The 16,264-nt window shown below is 37.2% G+C and carries 17 protein-coding genes; 5 read left to right on the top strand and 12 right to left on the bottom strand.

Annotated elements, in window-relative coordinates:
- Nucleotide 1: 1 nt before the first annotated feature.
- Nucleotides 2–1,957: a DNA mismatch repair endonuclease MutL gene (gene mutL / locus J576_RS17145; RefSeq protein ID WP_002049038.1), complete on the bottom strand. Its 1,956-nt coding sequence runs from the start codon at nt 1,955–1,957 to the stop codon at nt 2–4.
- The gene (gene tsaE, locus J576_RS17140) at nt 1,950–2,423 is read right to left on the bottom strand and encodes a tRNA (adenosine(37)-N6)-threonylcarbamoyltransferase complex ATPase subunit type 1 TsaE (protein WP_002049012.1); all 474 of its coding nucleotides are present in this window, start codon (nt 2,421–2,423) and stop codon (nt 1,950–1,952) included. Before tsaE ends, mutL begins: the two co-directional genes overlap by 8 nt.
- A 118-nt stretch (nt 2,424–2,541) precedes the next feature.
- Between tsaE and J576_RS17135 the strand changes: the two genes are divergently transcribed.
- From J576_RS17135 to J576_RS17125, 3 genes are all read left to right on the top strand, one after another.
- Nucleotides 2,542–3,450, top strand: a complete 909-nt coding sequence (locus J576_RS17135; protein ID WP_002049040.1) for a pseudouridine synthase — start codon at nt 2,542–2,544, stop codon at nt 3,448–3,450.
- Nucleotides 3,451–3,561: 111 nt separating this feature from the next.
- Entirely contained in the window at nt 3,562–3,870 is a 309-nt protein-coding gene (locus tag J576_RS17130; protein WP_002049033.1) for a type II toxin-antitoxin system RelB/DinJ family antitoxin, read from the top strand.
- A gap of 97 nt (nt 3,871–3,967) precedes the next feature.
- On the top strand, nt 3,968–4,411 hold the full coding sequence (locus J576_RS17125; protein ID WP_002049009.1) for a GNAT family N-acetyltransferase: 444 nt from the start codon (nt 3,968–3,970) through the stop codon (nt 4,409–4,411).
- On the opposite strand, the gene J576_RS17120 is transcribed toward J576_RS17125, so the two are convergent.
- Both J576_RS17120 and J576_RS17115 read right to left on the bottom strand, forming a co-directional pair.
- Complete coding sequence (locus tag J576_RS17120) at nt 4,404–5,108, bottom strand: pseudouridine synthase (RefSeq protein ID WP_002049002.1); 705 nt, start codon at nt 5,106–5,108, stop codon at nt 4,404–4,406. The two genes, J576_RS17125 and J576_RS17120, sit on opposite strands and share 8 nt — an antisense overlap.
- Nucleotides 5,109–5,210: 102 nt before the next feature.
- A complete protein-coding gene (locus J576_RS17115; protein ID WP_002049030.1) occupies nt 5,211–5,429 on the bottom strand; it encodes a hypothetical protein in 219 nt (72 codons plus the stop codon).
- Nucleotides 5,430–5,685: 256 nt separating this feature from the next.
- Between J576_RS17115 and J576_RS17110 the strand changes: the two genes are divergently transcribed.
- On the top strand, nt 5,686–6,138 hold the full coding sequence (locus J576_RS17110; protein ID WP_002049035.1) for a DUF441 domain-containing protein: 453 nt from the start codon (nt 5,686–5,688) through the stop codon (nt 6,136–6,138).
- 62 nt (nt 6,139–6,200) lie between these two features.
- On the opposite strand, the gene J576_RS17105 is transcribed toward J576_RS17110, so the two are convergent.
- Together J576_RS17105 and J576_RS17100 are read right to left on the bottom strand one after the other, a co-directional pair.
- Complete coding sequence (locus tag J576_RS17105) at nt 6,201–7,121, bottom strand: LysR family transcriptional regulator (RefSeq protein ID WP_002048985.1); 921 nt, start codon at nt 7,119–7,121, stop codon at nt 6,201–6,203.
- A 271-nt stretch (nt 7,122–7,392) separates the two neighbouring features.
- The gene (locus J576_RS17100) at nt 7,393–7,821 is read right to left on the bottom strand and encodes a hypothetical protein (RefSeq protein ID WP_004708124.1); all 429 of its coding nucleotides are present in this window, start codon (nt 7,819–7,821) and stop codon (nt 7,393–7,395) included.
- A 230-nt stretch (nt 7,822–8,051) separates the two neighbouring features.
- On the opposite strand from J576_RS17100, the gene J576_RS17095 reads away from it, so the two are divergent.
- Complete coding sequence (locus J576_RS17095; protein ID WP_002048995.1) at nt 8,052–9,251, top strand: MFS transporter; 1,200 nt, start codon at nt 8,052–8,054, stop codon at nt 9,249–9,251.
- A gap of 28 nt (nt 9,252–9,279) precedes the next feature.
- Here J576_RS17095 and J576_RS17090 read toward each other — a convergent pair whose 3' ends face one another.
- The 6 genes from J576_RS17090 to J576_RS17065 form a co-directional block, all read right to left on the bottom strand.
- Nucleotides 9,280–10,263 (bottom strand): ion transporter, encoded by a 984-nt coding sequence (locus J576_RS17090; RefSeq protein ID WP_025467734.1) that lies wholly within the window; start codon nt 10,261–10,263, stop codon nt 9,280–9,282.
- A gap of 138 nt (nt 10,264–10,401) precedes the next feature.
- Nucleotides 10,402–10,836: a hypothetical protein gene (locus tag J576_RS17085; RefSeq protein ID WP_002049000.1), complete on the bottom strand. Its 435-nt coding sequence runs from the start codon at nt 10,834–10,836 to the stop codon at nt 10,402–10,404.
- Nucleotides 10,837–11,065: 229 nt separating this feature from the next.
- The gene (locus tag J576_RS17080) at nt 11,066–13,705 is read right to left on the bottom strand and encodes a bifunctional aconitate hydratase 2/2-methylisocitrate dehydratase (RefSeq protein WP_002049011.1); all 2,640 of its coding nucleotides are present in this window, start codon (nt 13,703–13,705) and stop codon (nt 11,066–11,068) included.
- Between the two features lie 257 nt (nt 13,706–13,962).
- Nucleotides 13,963–14,325: a hypothetical protein gene (locus J576_RS17075; protein ID WP_002048992.1), complete on the bottom strand. Its 363-nt coding sequence runs from the start codon at nt 14,323–14,325 to the stop codon at nt 13,963–13,965.
- 133 nt (nt 14,326–14,458) lie between these two features.
- Nucleotides 14,459–15,694: a lactonase family protein gene (locus tag J576_RS17070; RefSeq protein ID WP_002049019.1), complete on the bottom strand. Its 1,236-nt coding sequence runs from the start codon at nt 15,692–15,694 to the stop codon at nt 14,459–14,461.
- 263 nt (nt 15,695–15,957) lie between these two features.
- Nucleotides 15,958–16,264 (bottom strand): IS5/IS1182 family transposase (locus tag J576_RS17065; protein ID WP_033855602.1); only part of this gene is annotated, 307 nt, incomplete at its 5' end.

The raw sequence follows: 16,264 nt of genomic DNA, 5'->3' as shown, positions 1-16,264 counted from the left end.
ACTACTCTCCTCGAGCAAATAATTTATCTAGTTGAGATAATGGAAATGCACGCCAAGTTGGACGACCATGGTTACATTGACTGGCAAATTCGGTTTGTTCCATTTGGCGAAGTAAAGCGTTCATTTCTGAGAGGCTAAGTTGTCGATGTGCTCGCACTGCCCCATGGCATGCCATACCAGCTAACAGTTCATCACGCTTTTGCAATAATCCTTGAGCTTCATCATTTGGATCTAAATCATTAAGAAGTTCAGGAATAAGGTTTTCAAAATCTGCTTTTTGCAAAATAGCCGGCACACCACGCACAATGACTTGCTCATCGCCATATAAATCAATTTCTAGCCCCAAACGCTCAAGCTGAGGCTTTAAGTCTTCGACCCGTACCGCTTGCATACGACTAATTGAAATGACTTTAGGTATAAGTAACTGTTGAGATGTCCAAAACTCAGGTTTATCCCAAGCATTTTTCATTTGTTGCAGCAAAATACGTTCATGCGCTGCATGCATATCAACAATAATCAAACCTTCAGTATTTTGCGCCAGAATATAAATTCCATGAAGCTGAGCAATTGCGATACCTAATGGAAATTCATCTACTTTAGCAACTGGTTCAACATTTTCATCAACTGTAAAATTGGTAGCAGGTTGATCACGTAATGGCGCCAAATAAGTCTTTAATGCGTTATTTAACTGCGCAGAACCATTATATTTTGGAGTTTGTTCTGCATAGTGAACAGCTTGGGGACGACTATTATTAAAATCAGTTAAAAGCTCAGTCGAAGGTTGAGAACTATTCGGCTTATCTAGAGTTGTATCAACAGCTTGCTCTGTACGATGCAATGTGAATTGTTCTTGATATTTAGGCTGAGGTTGTACCGAAAGATTTTGAGTATCATCTACTTTCATGGCTTGTGCCAAATCAGCACTAGCGGTCTGAAATTGTGCTAACGTTTCTTTAGCATAATGTCTGACAAACTCATGTACTTCTCGTTGATTTAGAAAACGAATCTCATGTTTCGTCGGATGAACGTTAACATCAATATTTTCAGGGTCGACTTCTAAGAAAAGCAAATAAGATGAATGCTGATGACCATGTAAAATACCGTCGTATGCCATTCTTAAAGCATGTGAAATAGTTTTATCTTTCACAATTCGGCCATTTACATACACATATTGTAAGTCTGCTTGAGCACGTGCATCAGAAGGATGCCCTAGCCAACCTGACAAACGCATGTTAATACTTTCGGCATCGATCCAGTAAGCATTTTGAACAAACTGTTGACCCAATAATTGCTGTACACGCTGAAATCTCAATTCACCGCTATCTGCTATTGGTAAATTAATTCGAATATTGTCATTGTGCTCAAGTACAAAACGTATATCAAAATGTGTTAGAGCCAAACGACGTACAATTTCTTCAATATGCCCAAATTCAGTGGTTGGTTTTTTTAAAAATTTACGACGAGCAGGTACATTAAAAAACAAGTCCTGAACTCGAATATGGGTGCCCTTTTGTGCAGCAACAGCTTGGACTTGTTGATGATCAAAGGCTGTACCATTCACCTCGACCTGATGGCCAATTCCGCTTTCATCTTGGCTACTGGTTAAAGTCAATCGTGAAACCGCAGCAATAGAAGCAAGTGCTTCACCACGGAAACCTAAGCTCACAATCGCGTGTAAATCTTCTGCTGTTTTAATTTTACTGGTTGCATGGCGCATCACTGCCAATGGTAAATCATCAGGATGAATTCCATGTCCATTGTCAATAATTTCGATTAATGTTGAGCCGCCTTGTGCAATCCGCACAATTAACTCAGTTGCACCTGCATCAATTGAGTTTTCTAATAATTCTTTTACGACCGATGAGGGACGTTCAATCACCTCACCAGCAGCAATCTGGTTGGCTAACGCGGCGTCTAATGTATGAATACGACGTTGTGTTAGCTTTTCATCAGTCATGAAGCTGTTCCTGCAAAGTCTGGTACAAATGCTCTGTTGGTAAAGTTAAAGTGACGAAACGATTGAGTTCATCATCTGATTTTTGAATATCAATAACGATATCTGCCTCAGGGATTTCGTCTCCACCTTTTGATGGCCACTCAAATAAAAATAGTGCATCCTGAATATCTAAATAATCACGGATTCCCATTAATTCAAGTTCGTACGGATCATTGAGACGATATAAGTCAAAATGAAAAATTTCTTTATTATTGATTTTATATGGTTCAACCAACGTATATGTCGGACTTTTAACCGAGCCCTTATGCCCTAGAGCTTGCAAAAAATAACGGGTCAATGTCGTTTTACCGGCACCCAAATCTCCAATCAGATAAATCACGCCAGCTTGAACATGCTGCGCCAATGCTTGAGCTAAACGCTGGGTATCTTCTTCATGATTTAAGACCATTTTCAATGAATACGACATAACACACATAACATGATTCAAAATAATCGATATGATACCATTGCCCTGCTTTAAAGCCTACTTAAGTGCTTAAAGTTGGCTTTTTTACATCACATTTATTAAATATTGACACACTTTTATGTCTAGCCCGATTGAATTTTTCCCACCTATGATTGATGGCGTAAGCGCAAGCCAAGTCTATCTTCCGCCCCAAACGCCAGCACAAACCATCTATCAATTTCTTTGTGAAAATTTTCCTCATATAAAAGCAACAGAGTGGCAGCAGCGTTTTCAAGATGGGCTTATTTATGCGGCAAATGGTGAAAAATTAACATTAGACAGCCCTTATATAGCAAACACGCATATTTTTTATTACCGATTCCTTGCTAACGAAGTACATGTTCCCTTTGAACATCAGATTTTATTTGAAAATGATGACTTGCTTGTTGTAGATAAACCCCATTTTTTAACGATTAGCCCAACAGGGCAATATGTACAAGAAACATTATTAGTCCGATTAAAAAAGCAAACTGGCAATGAGTTTTTAACCCCGATCCATCGGTTAGACCGTGAAACTGCCGGTGTCGTTTTATTTTGCAAACGACCACAGTCACGTGGAATTTACCAACAGTTATTTGCAGATCGTCAAGTCAATAAGATTTACCATGCTATCGCTGCCTATAAAGCTGAATTAAAATTTCCTCAGAATTTAAAATTGTATTTAGATAAAGGTACACCCTTTTATACAATGCGCGTTATTCCCCATACTAAAACCAATACCGAAACTAAAATTGAGCTGCTTCAGCATAATCAATCTTGGGCTAAATATTGTTTAACGCCAACCACCGGCAAACAACATCAACTCCGTGTTCATTTAAATCATTTAGGTATACCGATTAAAAATGATCCGTTTTATCCAGTAGTTCAACACAAAGCCGATGATGATTTTTCTCAGCCCTTACAGCTTTTAGCTAAGCAAATTTCTTTTATAGACCCGCTAACAAAACAGGAAATGGTTTTCAATTCACACTTTGAATTGACACTGTAATCTCATCGTAATGACAAAAAGATTATTTTTTATGCTGAAAGACATTGAAATTACATTCCGATGGTTTAAAATAAATCCCTAAAAATTAAAAATCATTTGGTTTTGTTATTCATGCGAAAAACAGAAGTTTATCAGGTTCGACTTGACTCCCAAGAGAAAAAACAAGCTTTTGCTGTTTTTAAACAATTGGGAATTACCCCTGCCCAAGCGGTACGACTGTTCTTTAAACAAGTCGTCTTAACTAAATCTATTCCTTTTGCTATCGAAAATCAGAACATTAATATGGAACAATTATTAAAACTGAGAAAAGCAAAAGCAACTTCATTAAATCAGAACCCTTCAAATTTAAATGAAGATGATGACCATGAAGATTTATTTGAAGAGCTAAATGCTCTATTAGGTGAAAGTGACAAAACTTAACGGTGTTGCATTTTTAAACAACTTTTAACGTCTATTGGCGTCTTTTTTAGTTATGCTCTCTTTGTAAAAATATAAACATAAATACAAGGAGCGTCTAATGATTGTAAGACGAGCGACCTATGAAGATCTAAGTCAACTTGCTGTTCTATTTGATGAATACCGTCAATTTTATGGTGCATCTTCTAATCTTGATGAATCACATCATTTTTTAAAACAACGTTTTGAGAATAAAGAAAGTGTGTTTTTCATCCACATTAAGGATGAAAAAATCACAGGTTTCGTTTTGCTTTATTTAGGTTTTTCTTCAGTTGCTTGCTCTACTTACTATATCTTAGATGATGTCTATGTTACCCCTATGTTCCGACGTCAGGGTTCAGCAAAACAGCTCATTGATACAGCTATTTTATTTGCAAAACAAGAAAATGCTTTACGTATTAGTTTAGAGACTCAAACGAATAATCATGAATCTCACCGTCTCTATGAAAAAATGGGATTTATTCGAGACAGTGAATTTCAGACATTCCATTGCTTTCTTAAATAATATTTTGAGCGAGTTGCTTTTCCTGCTCCGACAAATATACCCAATTCCCTTCCTCAATCTCAGGTAAGACCAATTGACCGATTTGATGTCGATGTAATTTTTCGACTTTATTGCCCACAGCTGCAATCATTCTTTTTACTTGATGATAAACGCCTTGATGAATGGTCATTGTTAATTGATGAGACCCTAACAGTGCTACATCTGTCGCAGCAAACACACCTTTTTCTTGGTGTAAATTAACACCCTGAGTAAGCATTTCAATTTGCTCAGGTGTGACTGAATCAATAGTCGTCACATGATAAACCTTTGGGACGTGTTTACGAGGATGAGTTAAAGCTTGTAAATATTTACCATCATCAGTGAGTAAGAGTAAGCCCGTTGTATCTTGATCTAAGCGGCCAATTGCTTGCACACCCCGTTGAATCATGATTTCAGGCAATAAACTAAAAACACTTTGATGATGCTGAGGATTGTGTGAGCACTCAAAACCTTGCGGCTTTTTTAAAGCGAGGTAAACTTTTTCCCGGTATTGATAAGTTTCCCCAAACAAAGAAAATTCTAAATTTTCAGGAGAAAACTGTTTTTTGAGATCAGTGACAATCTCTCCCTCAATACTTACAGAACCATTTTTTATTAACTGCTGGCAATATTTACGTGAACCAAACCCTTGTGATTGCAAAATTTTTTCCAGCAGCATAAAGCTTTCTCTTTAGGACTAAACCATTATTTTAACTCAGTTTCAGAGCTTTATTACGTTTTTGCTTTATCAACTTTGTTTTTAACTTCCATCATCTTCAAATTATTCTTCAATGACTCGATAAATTTTTTCGTTTTGCTCACTTTCAAATAATAATTCTGTTGTAGGCAAAATGATCTCATTATCCACAATAATATGTTCGATACGCTGACTTAACTTTAAAGGCTCATTTTCATGTTCAACTAAATTTTTCTTCAATTGTGCTTTCGCATCATAAATTTTGTCGAACTGATCTTTAATCTTGATATCTATAATATCCATATGGCTGACCCTGTAGTTATAAGTATTGATTATTTTTTATATCATAATCTCTCAAAAGAATGGTCTTTTAAGTTGTTAATTTATATAACATTGTGACCAAGCGTAACTAAAAATAAAACTCCTTATCATTGAGTCATATATATTAATTTTTTTCTTGAAAACGCTTTCTTTACACTATTCCACGTTTAAAAAGCCCTCACATTTTGGCTCTTAATTATTATACAATTCAAATTATTTGCTTTTCTTGCCGCTTCTCATGCTCGCCCAATTTGATGTTAATTTAGTTGTCTTATTAGTTCTACTTATCTGCGGTTTACTAAGTCAAAATGCAGCTGTAACGATTGCCGCAGGCATCTTAATCGTCATTAAAATCACACCATTAAATCAATTTTTTCCTTATATTCAAGCTCATGGTCTTAACCTAGGAATTCTCATTTTAACCATTGGCGTACTGACTCCAATTGCCAGTGGTAAGCTTAGCGGAGAGAGTATTTTAAAATCCTTTATAAGTTTTAAATCTTTGCTGGCTATTGCAATTGGTCTACTTGTGGCTTGGCTAGGTGGACGTGGTGTGAAACTTATGTCAAGCCAACCTGATGTTGTGGCAGGCTTACTTATTGGTACAGTTGCGGGCGTTGCTTTACTCCGAGGCGTCCCTGTTGGTCCCCTGATTGCTGCAGGCTTGCTGTCTTTATTCATTGGTAAATAAAATTATAGATATTAAAAAGGTGCTTAATCGCACCTTTTTAACACTTAAGCTCAATTAATTTTTTATCCAGAATAATAGGCATTACGTTTTAAAGAGAACTTTTCTAACTGCTTTAAAAATCCTTCAAAATAGCTCTTCTCTTTTTCTTCAGTTCGGTAGCCTGCATATAATGTACGTCTTAAACCCGTTGCAGAAACACAGTCTAAACGGCGGCTAGTTACCCAACCCTTTTGTTCATATTCATTCACTACCCAGTCTGGTAAAGCAGCAATGCCTCGACCGCTCGCTACAAGTTGAATCAACATTTGCGTTAAATCTGTAGTTCGAATCTGTTTTGGTTGAATATTTGCCGGTATAAATAGTTTCGACATAATATCTAAACGGTGCTTATCTACCGGATAAGTAATGAGAACCTCTTCAGCTAAGTCTTGAACTGTAATATGTTCAGCACGAACCAATCGATGAGTATTTGATAAAACCAAACGCGACTCATATTCAAAAATTGGAAAATACTCGATTCCTTTTAATGCGATCGGATCGGCTGTAATAAGTAAATCAAACTCACCATTTTGTAAAAGCTCATGTGGATTTGCTTCAAAGCCCGAAGCAAAGTCTAAGTCTACGTCTGGATACTGCTGTCGATATTGATTTAATAAAGGCATTAACCAGTCAAAACAGCTATGACATTCTGAGGAAAAAATAATTCTGCCTGTTTGCCCATGAACAATTCGCGTAATGTCGCTTTGTGTGATCTGAATTTGTGGTAATACATCATCAGCCAATTTGAGTAAACGCTGTCCAACATTTGAAAAACTAACAGGTCTACTTCGACGATTCACCACTTCTACACCATACCAATGATCTAATTCTTTTAATTGGTGAGAAATAGCAGACGGTGTTAAACACAGATCATTAGCAGCCGCAACAAGTGAACCATGTTCACGTAAAGCAACCAAAGTTTTAAGATGACGAATTTCTAACATGGGCAAAAGCCTGAACAAATAGATTTATCTATACATTTTTCAACTTATCTGTTAATTGACAGCAATTAGATTCAGTTTAGATAAATCACTATTAATGAACAGTATTCATCTTATCACAATATTAATTAATTTGTCTCAACATGAACTTTTCTTAATTCTTTTTATAAGAAGTGAATTTTCATAAACATAAAGGTAAATATTTTTATTAAATAGAAATTAGTGAACCTTTTATATAGACAAAGAAAAAGGCCTTATGGCCCTTTTCATTTCATCATTGTGCTTTTGCTTTAGGAAATGCCTGCTCAAAATCGATGAGCTTAAAGCTTTTTACCAAGTCATCTTGCCCATACGTTACTTCATAAGAGGTTTCTTTCCCACTAAAATATGCTTCAGTTGGTGTTCCAAATACTTCCCATAACCCAAATGAGGCAACATCTGCTATGCCATGGCCAAATGCTCGGCTTACTTTAGCCCATTTTGGATAACCTTGCTGGAAAGTATAAATTTCGACTCTTGTACCATCACGATATTCGGAAAGTACAGGTGCTCCAAACTCGGCAATAACATAATTGCGAGAACTACCCGGATTTAAAACATTTAAATTTTTTTTACTTGGTTGATTACCCGCCATAAAGACTGAGCAACCAGACATAGATAACATAACCAAGCCCATAAGGCAGGCAATACTTAATTTTCTCACGATTTAGATTCTCTATTTCTTAAATATTTATACAACTTATTGTAATGCTTAAAGTATTACGTGCTTATCATATATAATTTAATAAAAACTTTCGATAAATTATTCAATATAAAGATAAAATGTTATTAGTTTAAATATGCAAACTTCCTCTCGAGATTCTAGTTTTTTATTATTTTGATCTATTTTTTCCCTTATACTTTCTTTTTTGAGTTTCCTTTTATTAATTTATTATGGCGTCACCCCAATCCCTTTCATCTTCTCCTCAAAACTACTCACTCTTCTTGGCAATTTTCTCTCTCGCAGTAGGCGGTTTCTGTATCGGCACTACAGAATTTGTCGCAATGGGGCTTATTCAAGAAATTGCACACAATTTAAAGATTACAGTACCTGAAGCCGGGCATTTTATTAGTGCTTATGCATTAGGTGTTGTTATTGGTGCCCCTATTATTGCCATTTTGGGCGCTAAAGTGCCGAGAAAGACTCTATTGCTTTGTCTCATGCTGTTTTATGGTATTGCTAATGCATGTACAGCTTTAGCACATACACCAGAAACAGTTCTAATTTCTCGTTTTATTGCGGGATTACCTCATGGTGCATATTTTGGAGTCGGTGCCCTTGTAGCTGCTGAACTCGCAGGTCCTTCAAGAAGAGCTTCAGCTGTTGCACAAATGATGATGGGTTTAACAGTTGCTACTGTTATTGGCGTACCTTTAGCAACATGGTTAGGCCAACATTTTGGTTGGAGAGCAGGTTTTGAATTTTCAGCAACAATTGCATTTTTTACTTTAATTGCTGTAGCTTGCTTTGTACCAAATATTCCAGTTCAAGCTACTGCCAGCATAAAAACAGAATTAGCTGGGCTTAAAAATATAAATATGTGGTTAACCCTTGCAGTCGGCGCAATTGGCTTTGGGGGCATGTTCTCGGTATATAGCTATGTCTCACCTATTCTCACTGAATACACTAAAGTTAATATCCAGATTGTTCCTATTGCATTAGCGCTGTGGGGCATCGGGATGGTGATTGGTGGGTTAGCCGCGGGCTGGCTTGCAGATAAAAATCTCAATAAAACTATTGTGGGCGTACTTATTAGCTCAGCGATTGCCTTTGTTGTCGCAAGCTTTCTAATGAGTAATATCTATAGCGCAATTGGCTCTTTATTCTTAATTGGCCTAACCGTTATGGGTTTAGGTGGAGCTTTACAAACACGCCTCATGGACGTTGCAGGCGATGCCCAAACCCTAGCAGCTTCACTTAACCACTCCGCTTTTAATATGGCCAATGCATTAGGAGCATTTTTAGGTGGTTGGGTACTGAGCCATCAGATGGGCTGGATTGCACCGATCTGGGTAGGTTTCGTACTAAGCCTTGGTGGCCTTATTATCTTGCTCATCGCATTTGCTGTAGAAAAAGCAAATCAAAAAGCATGATTCTCATCAGGCTTTTTTAATAAAAATACTAATCTGTTAACTTTTCACCACAGTGTGGACAATAGCATTTCTTCTCTCTCACAGATTCTTTTTCTTCTAATACCTTTTCGCGCATGATTTGGATAATCAGATTATGCGCTTGTTCTTTCGGTAGCCCTACTTTTTGTCGAATACGTTCTATTTCAACTTCATCATGCATGATATCAATACCACGCACTTGAAGTAACTCGCGGAACTCTTGTTCAAGGCGCTGATTCCGTTGGTTCAGTTCATTGGCCAAACCGGAAGCTAAAATACCAGCTGGTAAAGCAGCAATCCCTACCCCTAGAATTGTAATTAAAGCTCCTAATAGTTTTCCTAAACTAGTTACTGGTGTGACATCGCCGTATCCGACTGTAGTTAAAGTCACAACCGCCCACCACATTGCTTTAGGAATAGAGCTAAACGCTTCTGGTTGCGCTTTATTCTCAACCACATAAATACCAGAGGCAGTCATAATAATCATAATGATTAAAATAAAAATTACTGCCTGAAATGAACCTTTTTCTCTTTTAATGACACATAGCAATATTTGCAAAGAGATAAAATAGCGAGTTAATTTTAATAGTCGAAGTAATCGTAAAATTCTAAGCATACGAAGGTCTATTCGTACAAAGAAATTTAGATACGCCGGCAAAATTGCCATGAGGTCAATCAGCGCTTCTCCGCTTTTCATCCATGCGAAACGCTGCTTCCATGCAGCTTGTGTAGGATCACGCTCTACTACACTCCAGAGGCGTAAGAGGTATTCAATACTAAAAATCGTGATTGAAATATTTTCAAAGTAGTCAAACCATATACGATAGCTGTAATAAAGATCGTTTACAGTTTCTAGCAATACCGCAATGACATTCCCAATAATTAAGAAAACCAAGAAGTAGTTAATACACCTACTGACTGTTGTTTCGTAATCATGATCATGAAGGTTGTTATAGAAGAATTTACGTAATCTCTTCCAAGCTAAAATTCGCATACAGATCTGAGCCACATGATATTGAACATATATTAAGCTCACATACTTAAATTCACCACTATAAGGACCAATAAAATATTTTATTAATTGTATTAACTAAACAATCATAAATAATATTTCATATTTTCTAATTATATTTTAATGAGCAGCAACATATCTAAACTCATTTTCTTCCCACCATTGCACATCATAAATACCCGCATGTGACTTCAAAATGACGTTAATATAATTTTGAAGCAGCATAATATGGTGAGTAATATCTAATTTTCTAAAAAGAAATCTTCTCAAAATTGGCGTATTCGGTGAAATGAATATCGCAAAGCCATTACTATATTCTTCATAAACACTAATACCGATATACATCGTGATCTCAGGTAATGGTACTTCTATTTCCCACCCCCAGCGTTCAGCATTTAATTCAATACTTAAGTGATATCTATTTTTCAATATACTATAAATATACTGTGCAATATCTTCCGTTTTCTGTACTAACGTATTTCCGTCTTCTGCTGATAAATTTTGATCATATAGCTGATAATCATCAAATTTAAATTCAACAATTGTCTTTAGCATTTTTAAGTTCCATATATAAAATACCCATGTTCTTTTTAATTATTTTTAAGTTCATTCAATTATTTTAAAGCAAAATCTTCTTTAATATCTAGCGTTATATTTATTTTTACATTTTATAGGAATAAAACTTGATTAATTCATTACTTTAATAATTAAAATATGCACTAATTCTCATTAAAATAAAAAAGGAGCTGAATAATCAGCTCCTTTTTTGTACTAAATCGACCTATTAAGTCAATTGAGCAGCAGCAATTTTCTTAGTATCTACTTTATCAGCAGCATTTGTATATTCGCCCATTTGGTCGAAATTCAAATATTTGTAGATGTCAGCAGACATACTGTCAATTTGAGCTGCATATTGTTGGTATTCTTCTGGAGTTGGTAATTTACCAAGTACAGCAGCAACAGATGCAAGCTCAGCAGATGCTAAGTAAACGTTAGAACCTTGGCCTAAACGGTTAGGGAAGTTACGTGTAGAAGTCGAAACAACAGTTGTGTTCGGCGCAACACGTGCTTGGTTACCCATACATAATGAACAACCAGGCATTTCTGTACGCGCACCAGCACGGCCATAAGTGTTATAGAAGCCTTCTTCCATTAACTGATGTTCGTCCATACGTGTTGGTGGAGCCAACCATAAACGAGTTGTTAATGAACCGCTTGGTACTTTCTCAAGTAACTGACCAGCAGCACGGAAGTGACCAATGTTAGTCATACAAGAACCAATGAATACTTCATCAATTTTGTCGCCTTGAACGTCAGAAAGAAGTTTTGCATCATCTGGATCGTTCGGGCAGCAAAGGATAGGTTCTTTGATTTCTGACAAGTCAATTTCATACACTTTAGTGTATTCAGCATCTGCATCAGCTTTAAGTAAGCTTGGGTTTGCTAACCATTTTTCCATGTTTTCAACACGGCGAGCCATAGTACGTGCATCACCATAACCTTGTGAAATCATCCACTTAAGCATTGTGATGTTAGAACGTAAGTACTCAGCAACTTTCTCTTCAGAAAGTGTGATTGCACAACCAGCAGCTGAACGTTCAGCAGAAGCATCAGAAAGTTCGAATGCTTGCTCAACTGTTAAGTCAGTTTCCATTTCTGTTAAGTCGATTTCTAAGATACGACCAGAGAAGATGTTCTTCTTACCTTTTTTCTCAACAGTAAGATCGCCTTCTTTGATTGCATAGTAAGGAATCGCATGTACAAGGTCACGTAAAGTGATACCAGGCTGCATTTTACCTTTGAACTTAACAAGAACTGATTCAGGCATATCAAGTGGCATTACACCAGTTGCAGCAGCGAAAGCTACAAGACCAGAACCTGCTGGGAACGAAATACCAATTGGGAAACGAGTATGCGAGTCACCACCAGTACCTACTGTATCTGGAAGAAGCATACGGTTTAACCAAGAGTGGATAATACCGTCACCTGGACGTAAAGATACACCACCGCGGTTCATGATGAAGTCTGGAAGTGTATGTTGCATTTGTACGTCAACTGGCTTTGGATAAGCAGCAGTGTGACAGAAAGATTGCATTACCAAGTCAGCAGAGAAGCCCAAGCAAGCTAAGTCTTTTAACTCGTCACGAGTCATAGGACCAGTTGTATCTTGAGAACCAACTGTAGTCATCTTAGGTTCACAGTAAGTACCTGGACGGATACCTTGACCTTCTGGGAGACCACATGCGCGACCAACCATCTTCTGAGCTAAAGTGAAACCTTTGCCAGTGTCAGCTGGTTGTACTGGAGTACGGAATAATGTAGATGGAGCTAAACCTAAAGCTTCACGTGCTTTAGCAGTTAAGCCACGACCAATGATCAAGTTAATACGACCACCAGCACGTACTTCGTCTAAAAGTACTGGAGTTTTAAGTTCAGACTCAGCGATTTGTTCGCCATTTTTGAACGCAGTAACTTTTGCAGCAGCATGATCGATTTTAAGAGTAACTTCGTCACCCATGTTCATGTTAGAAACATCGATCTCTACTGGTAATGCACCAGCATCTTCCATTGTGTTAAAGAAGATCGGAGCAATTTTACCACCTAAACACACACCACCGTCTTTTTTGTTTGGAATGTGAGCGATTTCATCACCAAAGAACCAAAGAACAGAGTTTGTTGCAGATTTACGAGATGAACCTGTACCAACAACGTCACCTACATAAGCAACTTGATTACCTTTAGCAATAAGTTCTTTAATTTGGCTTAATGGACCAACTTCACCTGGTTTTTCAGGGTTGATACCATCACGCTCGTTTTTCAACATTGCATTTGCATGCAATGGGATGTCTGGACGGCTCCATGCGTCTTGAGCTGGAGACAAGTCATCAGTGTTTGTTTCACCGGTTACTTTGAACACAGTGATTTTGATTTCTTCTGGTACATCTTTACGACTAGTGAACCATTCAGCATCAGCCCAAGACTGTAAAACAGCTTTTGCATTAGCATTGCCAGCTTTAGCTTTATCAGCTACGTCATGGAACGCATCAAATACAAGTAATGTTTTTTTCAATGCTTCAGCAGCTAAGCTTGCTAATTCAGCATCATCTAGAAGCTCAACTAAAGGCGCTACGTTATAGCCACCAAGCATCGTACCTAGTAAATAAACTGCACGTTCTTTAGAAACTAGCGGAGATGTCGCTTCGCCTTTTGCAATCGCTGCCAAGAAAGCTGCTTTTACGTAAGCTGCTTGGTCAACACCTGCAGGAACACGGTTTTCAAGCAAATCAACCAAGAATGCTTCTTCACCTGCCGGTGGGTTTTTTAATAACTCAACAAGTTGAGCAGTTTGAGCATCATCAAGTGGCTTCGGTGGGACTCCGAGTGCGGCACGTTCAGCAACGTGTTGGCGGTAAGCTTCTAGCACGGTGTTCATTCCTCTTTTTTTAAAAAATTACTTGTAAATTCCAGCTTTCACAAAGCTTCACAAGTAATATGGACTACAAAATTTTACTAGAGTTCAAGCCAAAAGTTAATGAGCGCGGGGTGTTTCTCCGTGATGCCCATTATTTTGTAACTAAATACCCCTGTATAAATAATGATCTTAATGACTGGTTTATGATGCGGTATTTTGAATTTAAAGAACACTCCACCTTAGTGGAGTGTTGACGATGTATTAAACACTTAGAACTTTTTATAGTTTGGCATTTTGTCGTGTGGTGTAACCAAGCACTCATCTGCCATTTGTTTTCTAATTTTTTCTTGCAGGGCTTCTGGATTAGTTTTTAATTCATCTTGTGGAATAGCATAAACTTTTTCAATAATATTCAAGATGAATTTTTTGGTGATCTCATCTTCGATTTTATTTGCATGTTCAATCGCTTGAGACTTTTCAATTGCTTGCTGACGGTCAAATACAATACTTCTAGCTGCATTCCCAACACTGGTACAAAAGCCATGCCATTGTTCTTCAGGTGTTAAAGGTTTTTTCTCTGTACAGCCGACTAACAACATTCCCATCAAAACAAATAAAACTTTTTTCATCATTACTCTACACAGACTATGCTGCCAACATCATACTGAATCTGACAGAGTTTGCAAAAACTGCTATAAAAAAACCGAGATATAAACTCTCGGTCCTTTATATGTAGTGTGAGAAATACACATTTCTTAATTTAAGTTAATTAAAAAACTTAATATCAGTAGGTGTTGATATTTTTGCAGCATCTCCAACTGATTTTAAGGTACCGTTTTTGGCATCAAAGCGGAACAAACTAATATTATTAGTAAAAACATTTGTTACATACAGATATTTACCAGTTGCATCGAATGAGAAAGCACGTGGTTCAATACCATTAGCTTTATAAACAGTCGGTTGAGCCAGCAATCCATCCTCTTGAATTTTAAATACGAGGAGTTTGTTGTCTGAGCCACGATTAGCAGCGATCACATATTTGCCATCTGGACTAAGAATAATTCCGCTTGCACTCTTAAATTCGGGCGTTTTGTCTTCATGAACTAGCTTTAACTCAGCAGTTTTCTTCAAATAGCCATCTTGCACATTAAAGGTCACAATTTCACTTCGCATTTCGGCGGTAACATATGCATGCTTACCATCTGATGAAAAGACCATATGACGCGGACCAGAGCCATGGTTAAACGTCACATCTCGACCGTTATCCGCTTCGAGTGGTTGCGTTTTGTTTGGGTTATAACGAAAGACATAGACTTTGTCATTCCCAAGATCACTTGCATATAAATACTTACCATCCGGACTAAAAGTTGTCGAATGAGCATGTCCACTCTCTTGACGCCCCTTAACATGACCAGAACCTTCCGAAAAAACAATATTTTGTACCATTTCACCCAAATGCCCATTCGGCAAAATTGGAAAAACAGCCACACCACCACGACCTTTATCAAATGCCGAATAATTCGACACAAACAGGAATTTACCATCTAAACTAATTGAGGCATGAGTTGGATGTCCACCATGACTATTCACCGTGTTCAAAACCTCTACCTTTCCGTTTTGAACCGATAGTGCAGTGACTTCTCCTAAATTTTCTTCATTTGTTGTATATGCAAAACGACCATCTTTAGATTTCACAATCCAAGATGGACTTTTCATTTTTAACACTTTAACCGGAGTTAGAGTCCCGTCAGCATTAACTTGCAATTGATATAAACCTTCACTGGCCTTTTCCGGTTTTTGAACAAGTGGTGCATCAGGAATTGATGTCCAAGTTCCGACTAAAGCGATTTGTTGTTCTGCTGCATTCACTGTGGAGCCCCACCCAAGTGACAAAAAGGACAATGATAATGTTGCTGTTAATTTCTGAATGAGTCCACGATATTTAATATTTGTATCGTTAACCTTGCTATCTCTAATTTCAACACAAGTATCTTTTTCCACTGGCATTTTTCCTTGAAAAATTTACCTTATTTGCAATTAACAACAAGGCATTATCAATCTAATTTCATTTAATGATTCTGAAAATTAATTTATAAAACCGCAATTTTCAAGTGAATTTTCTTTAATCAAAATCCTTTTTAAAGTAGGATTCCTGCCAAAAGAATTGATGATCTACATGATTAATATTTAATTTTTTAAAATAGTATAGCGTGGCTTTGTTGCATAAAGCCTTTGACGGCAGAGTTTTCCTAAGTTGCTAAAATTTAGGTTACAACTTGGGTATGAGGTCTGCCTAATTCTGTAAATTTATTTAATACGGCTACGCGTGCATGGATCTCATTCACTTGGCTGTCAAAATTCCTAGCACTGAGTTTATCGCCTAATAACTTGATGCAATGCATCTTAGTTTCAACCAAACTTCGCCGATGATAGCCTGACCATTTTTTCCATAGTGTGCTGCCTAAACGTTTAACTGTTCGAAGTAATTCATTTCGCTCTAGCGAGCTGATCTTTGTATCTTTCCATGGTTTCGCATTTTTTCTAGGTGGAATCACCGCATGCGCTTGCCTA

The sequence above is a fragment of the Acinetobacter sp. 766875 genome, assembly GCF_000582055.1.
Lineage (GTDB): Bacteria > Pseudomonadota > Gammaproteobacteria > Pseudomonadales > Moraxellaceae > Acinetobacter > Acinetobacter nosocomialis.
Note: the sequence above shows the minus strand (reverse complement) of the source record. Positions and strands in the feature narration are given on the sequence as shown.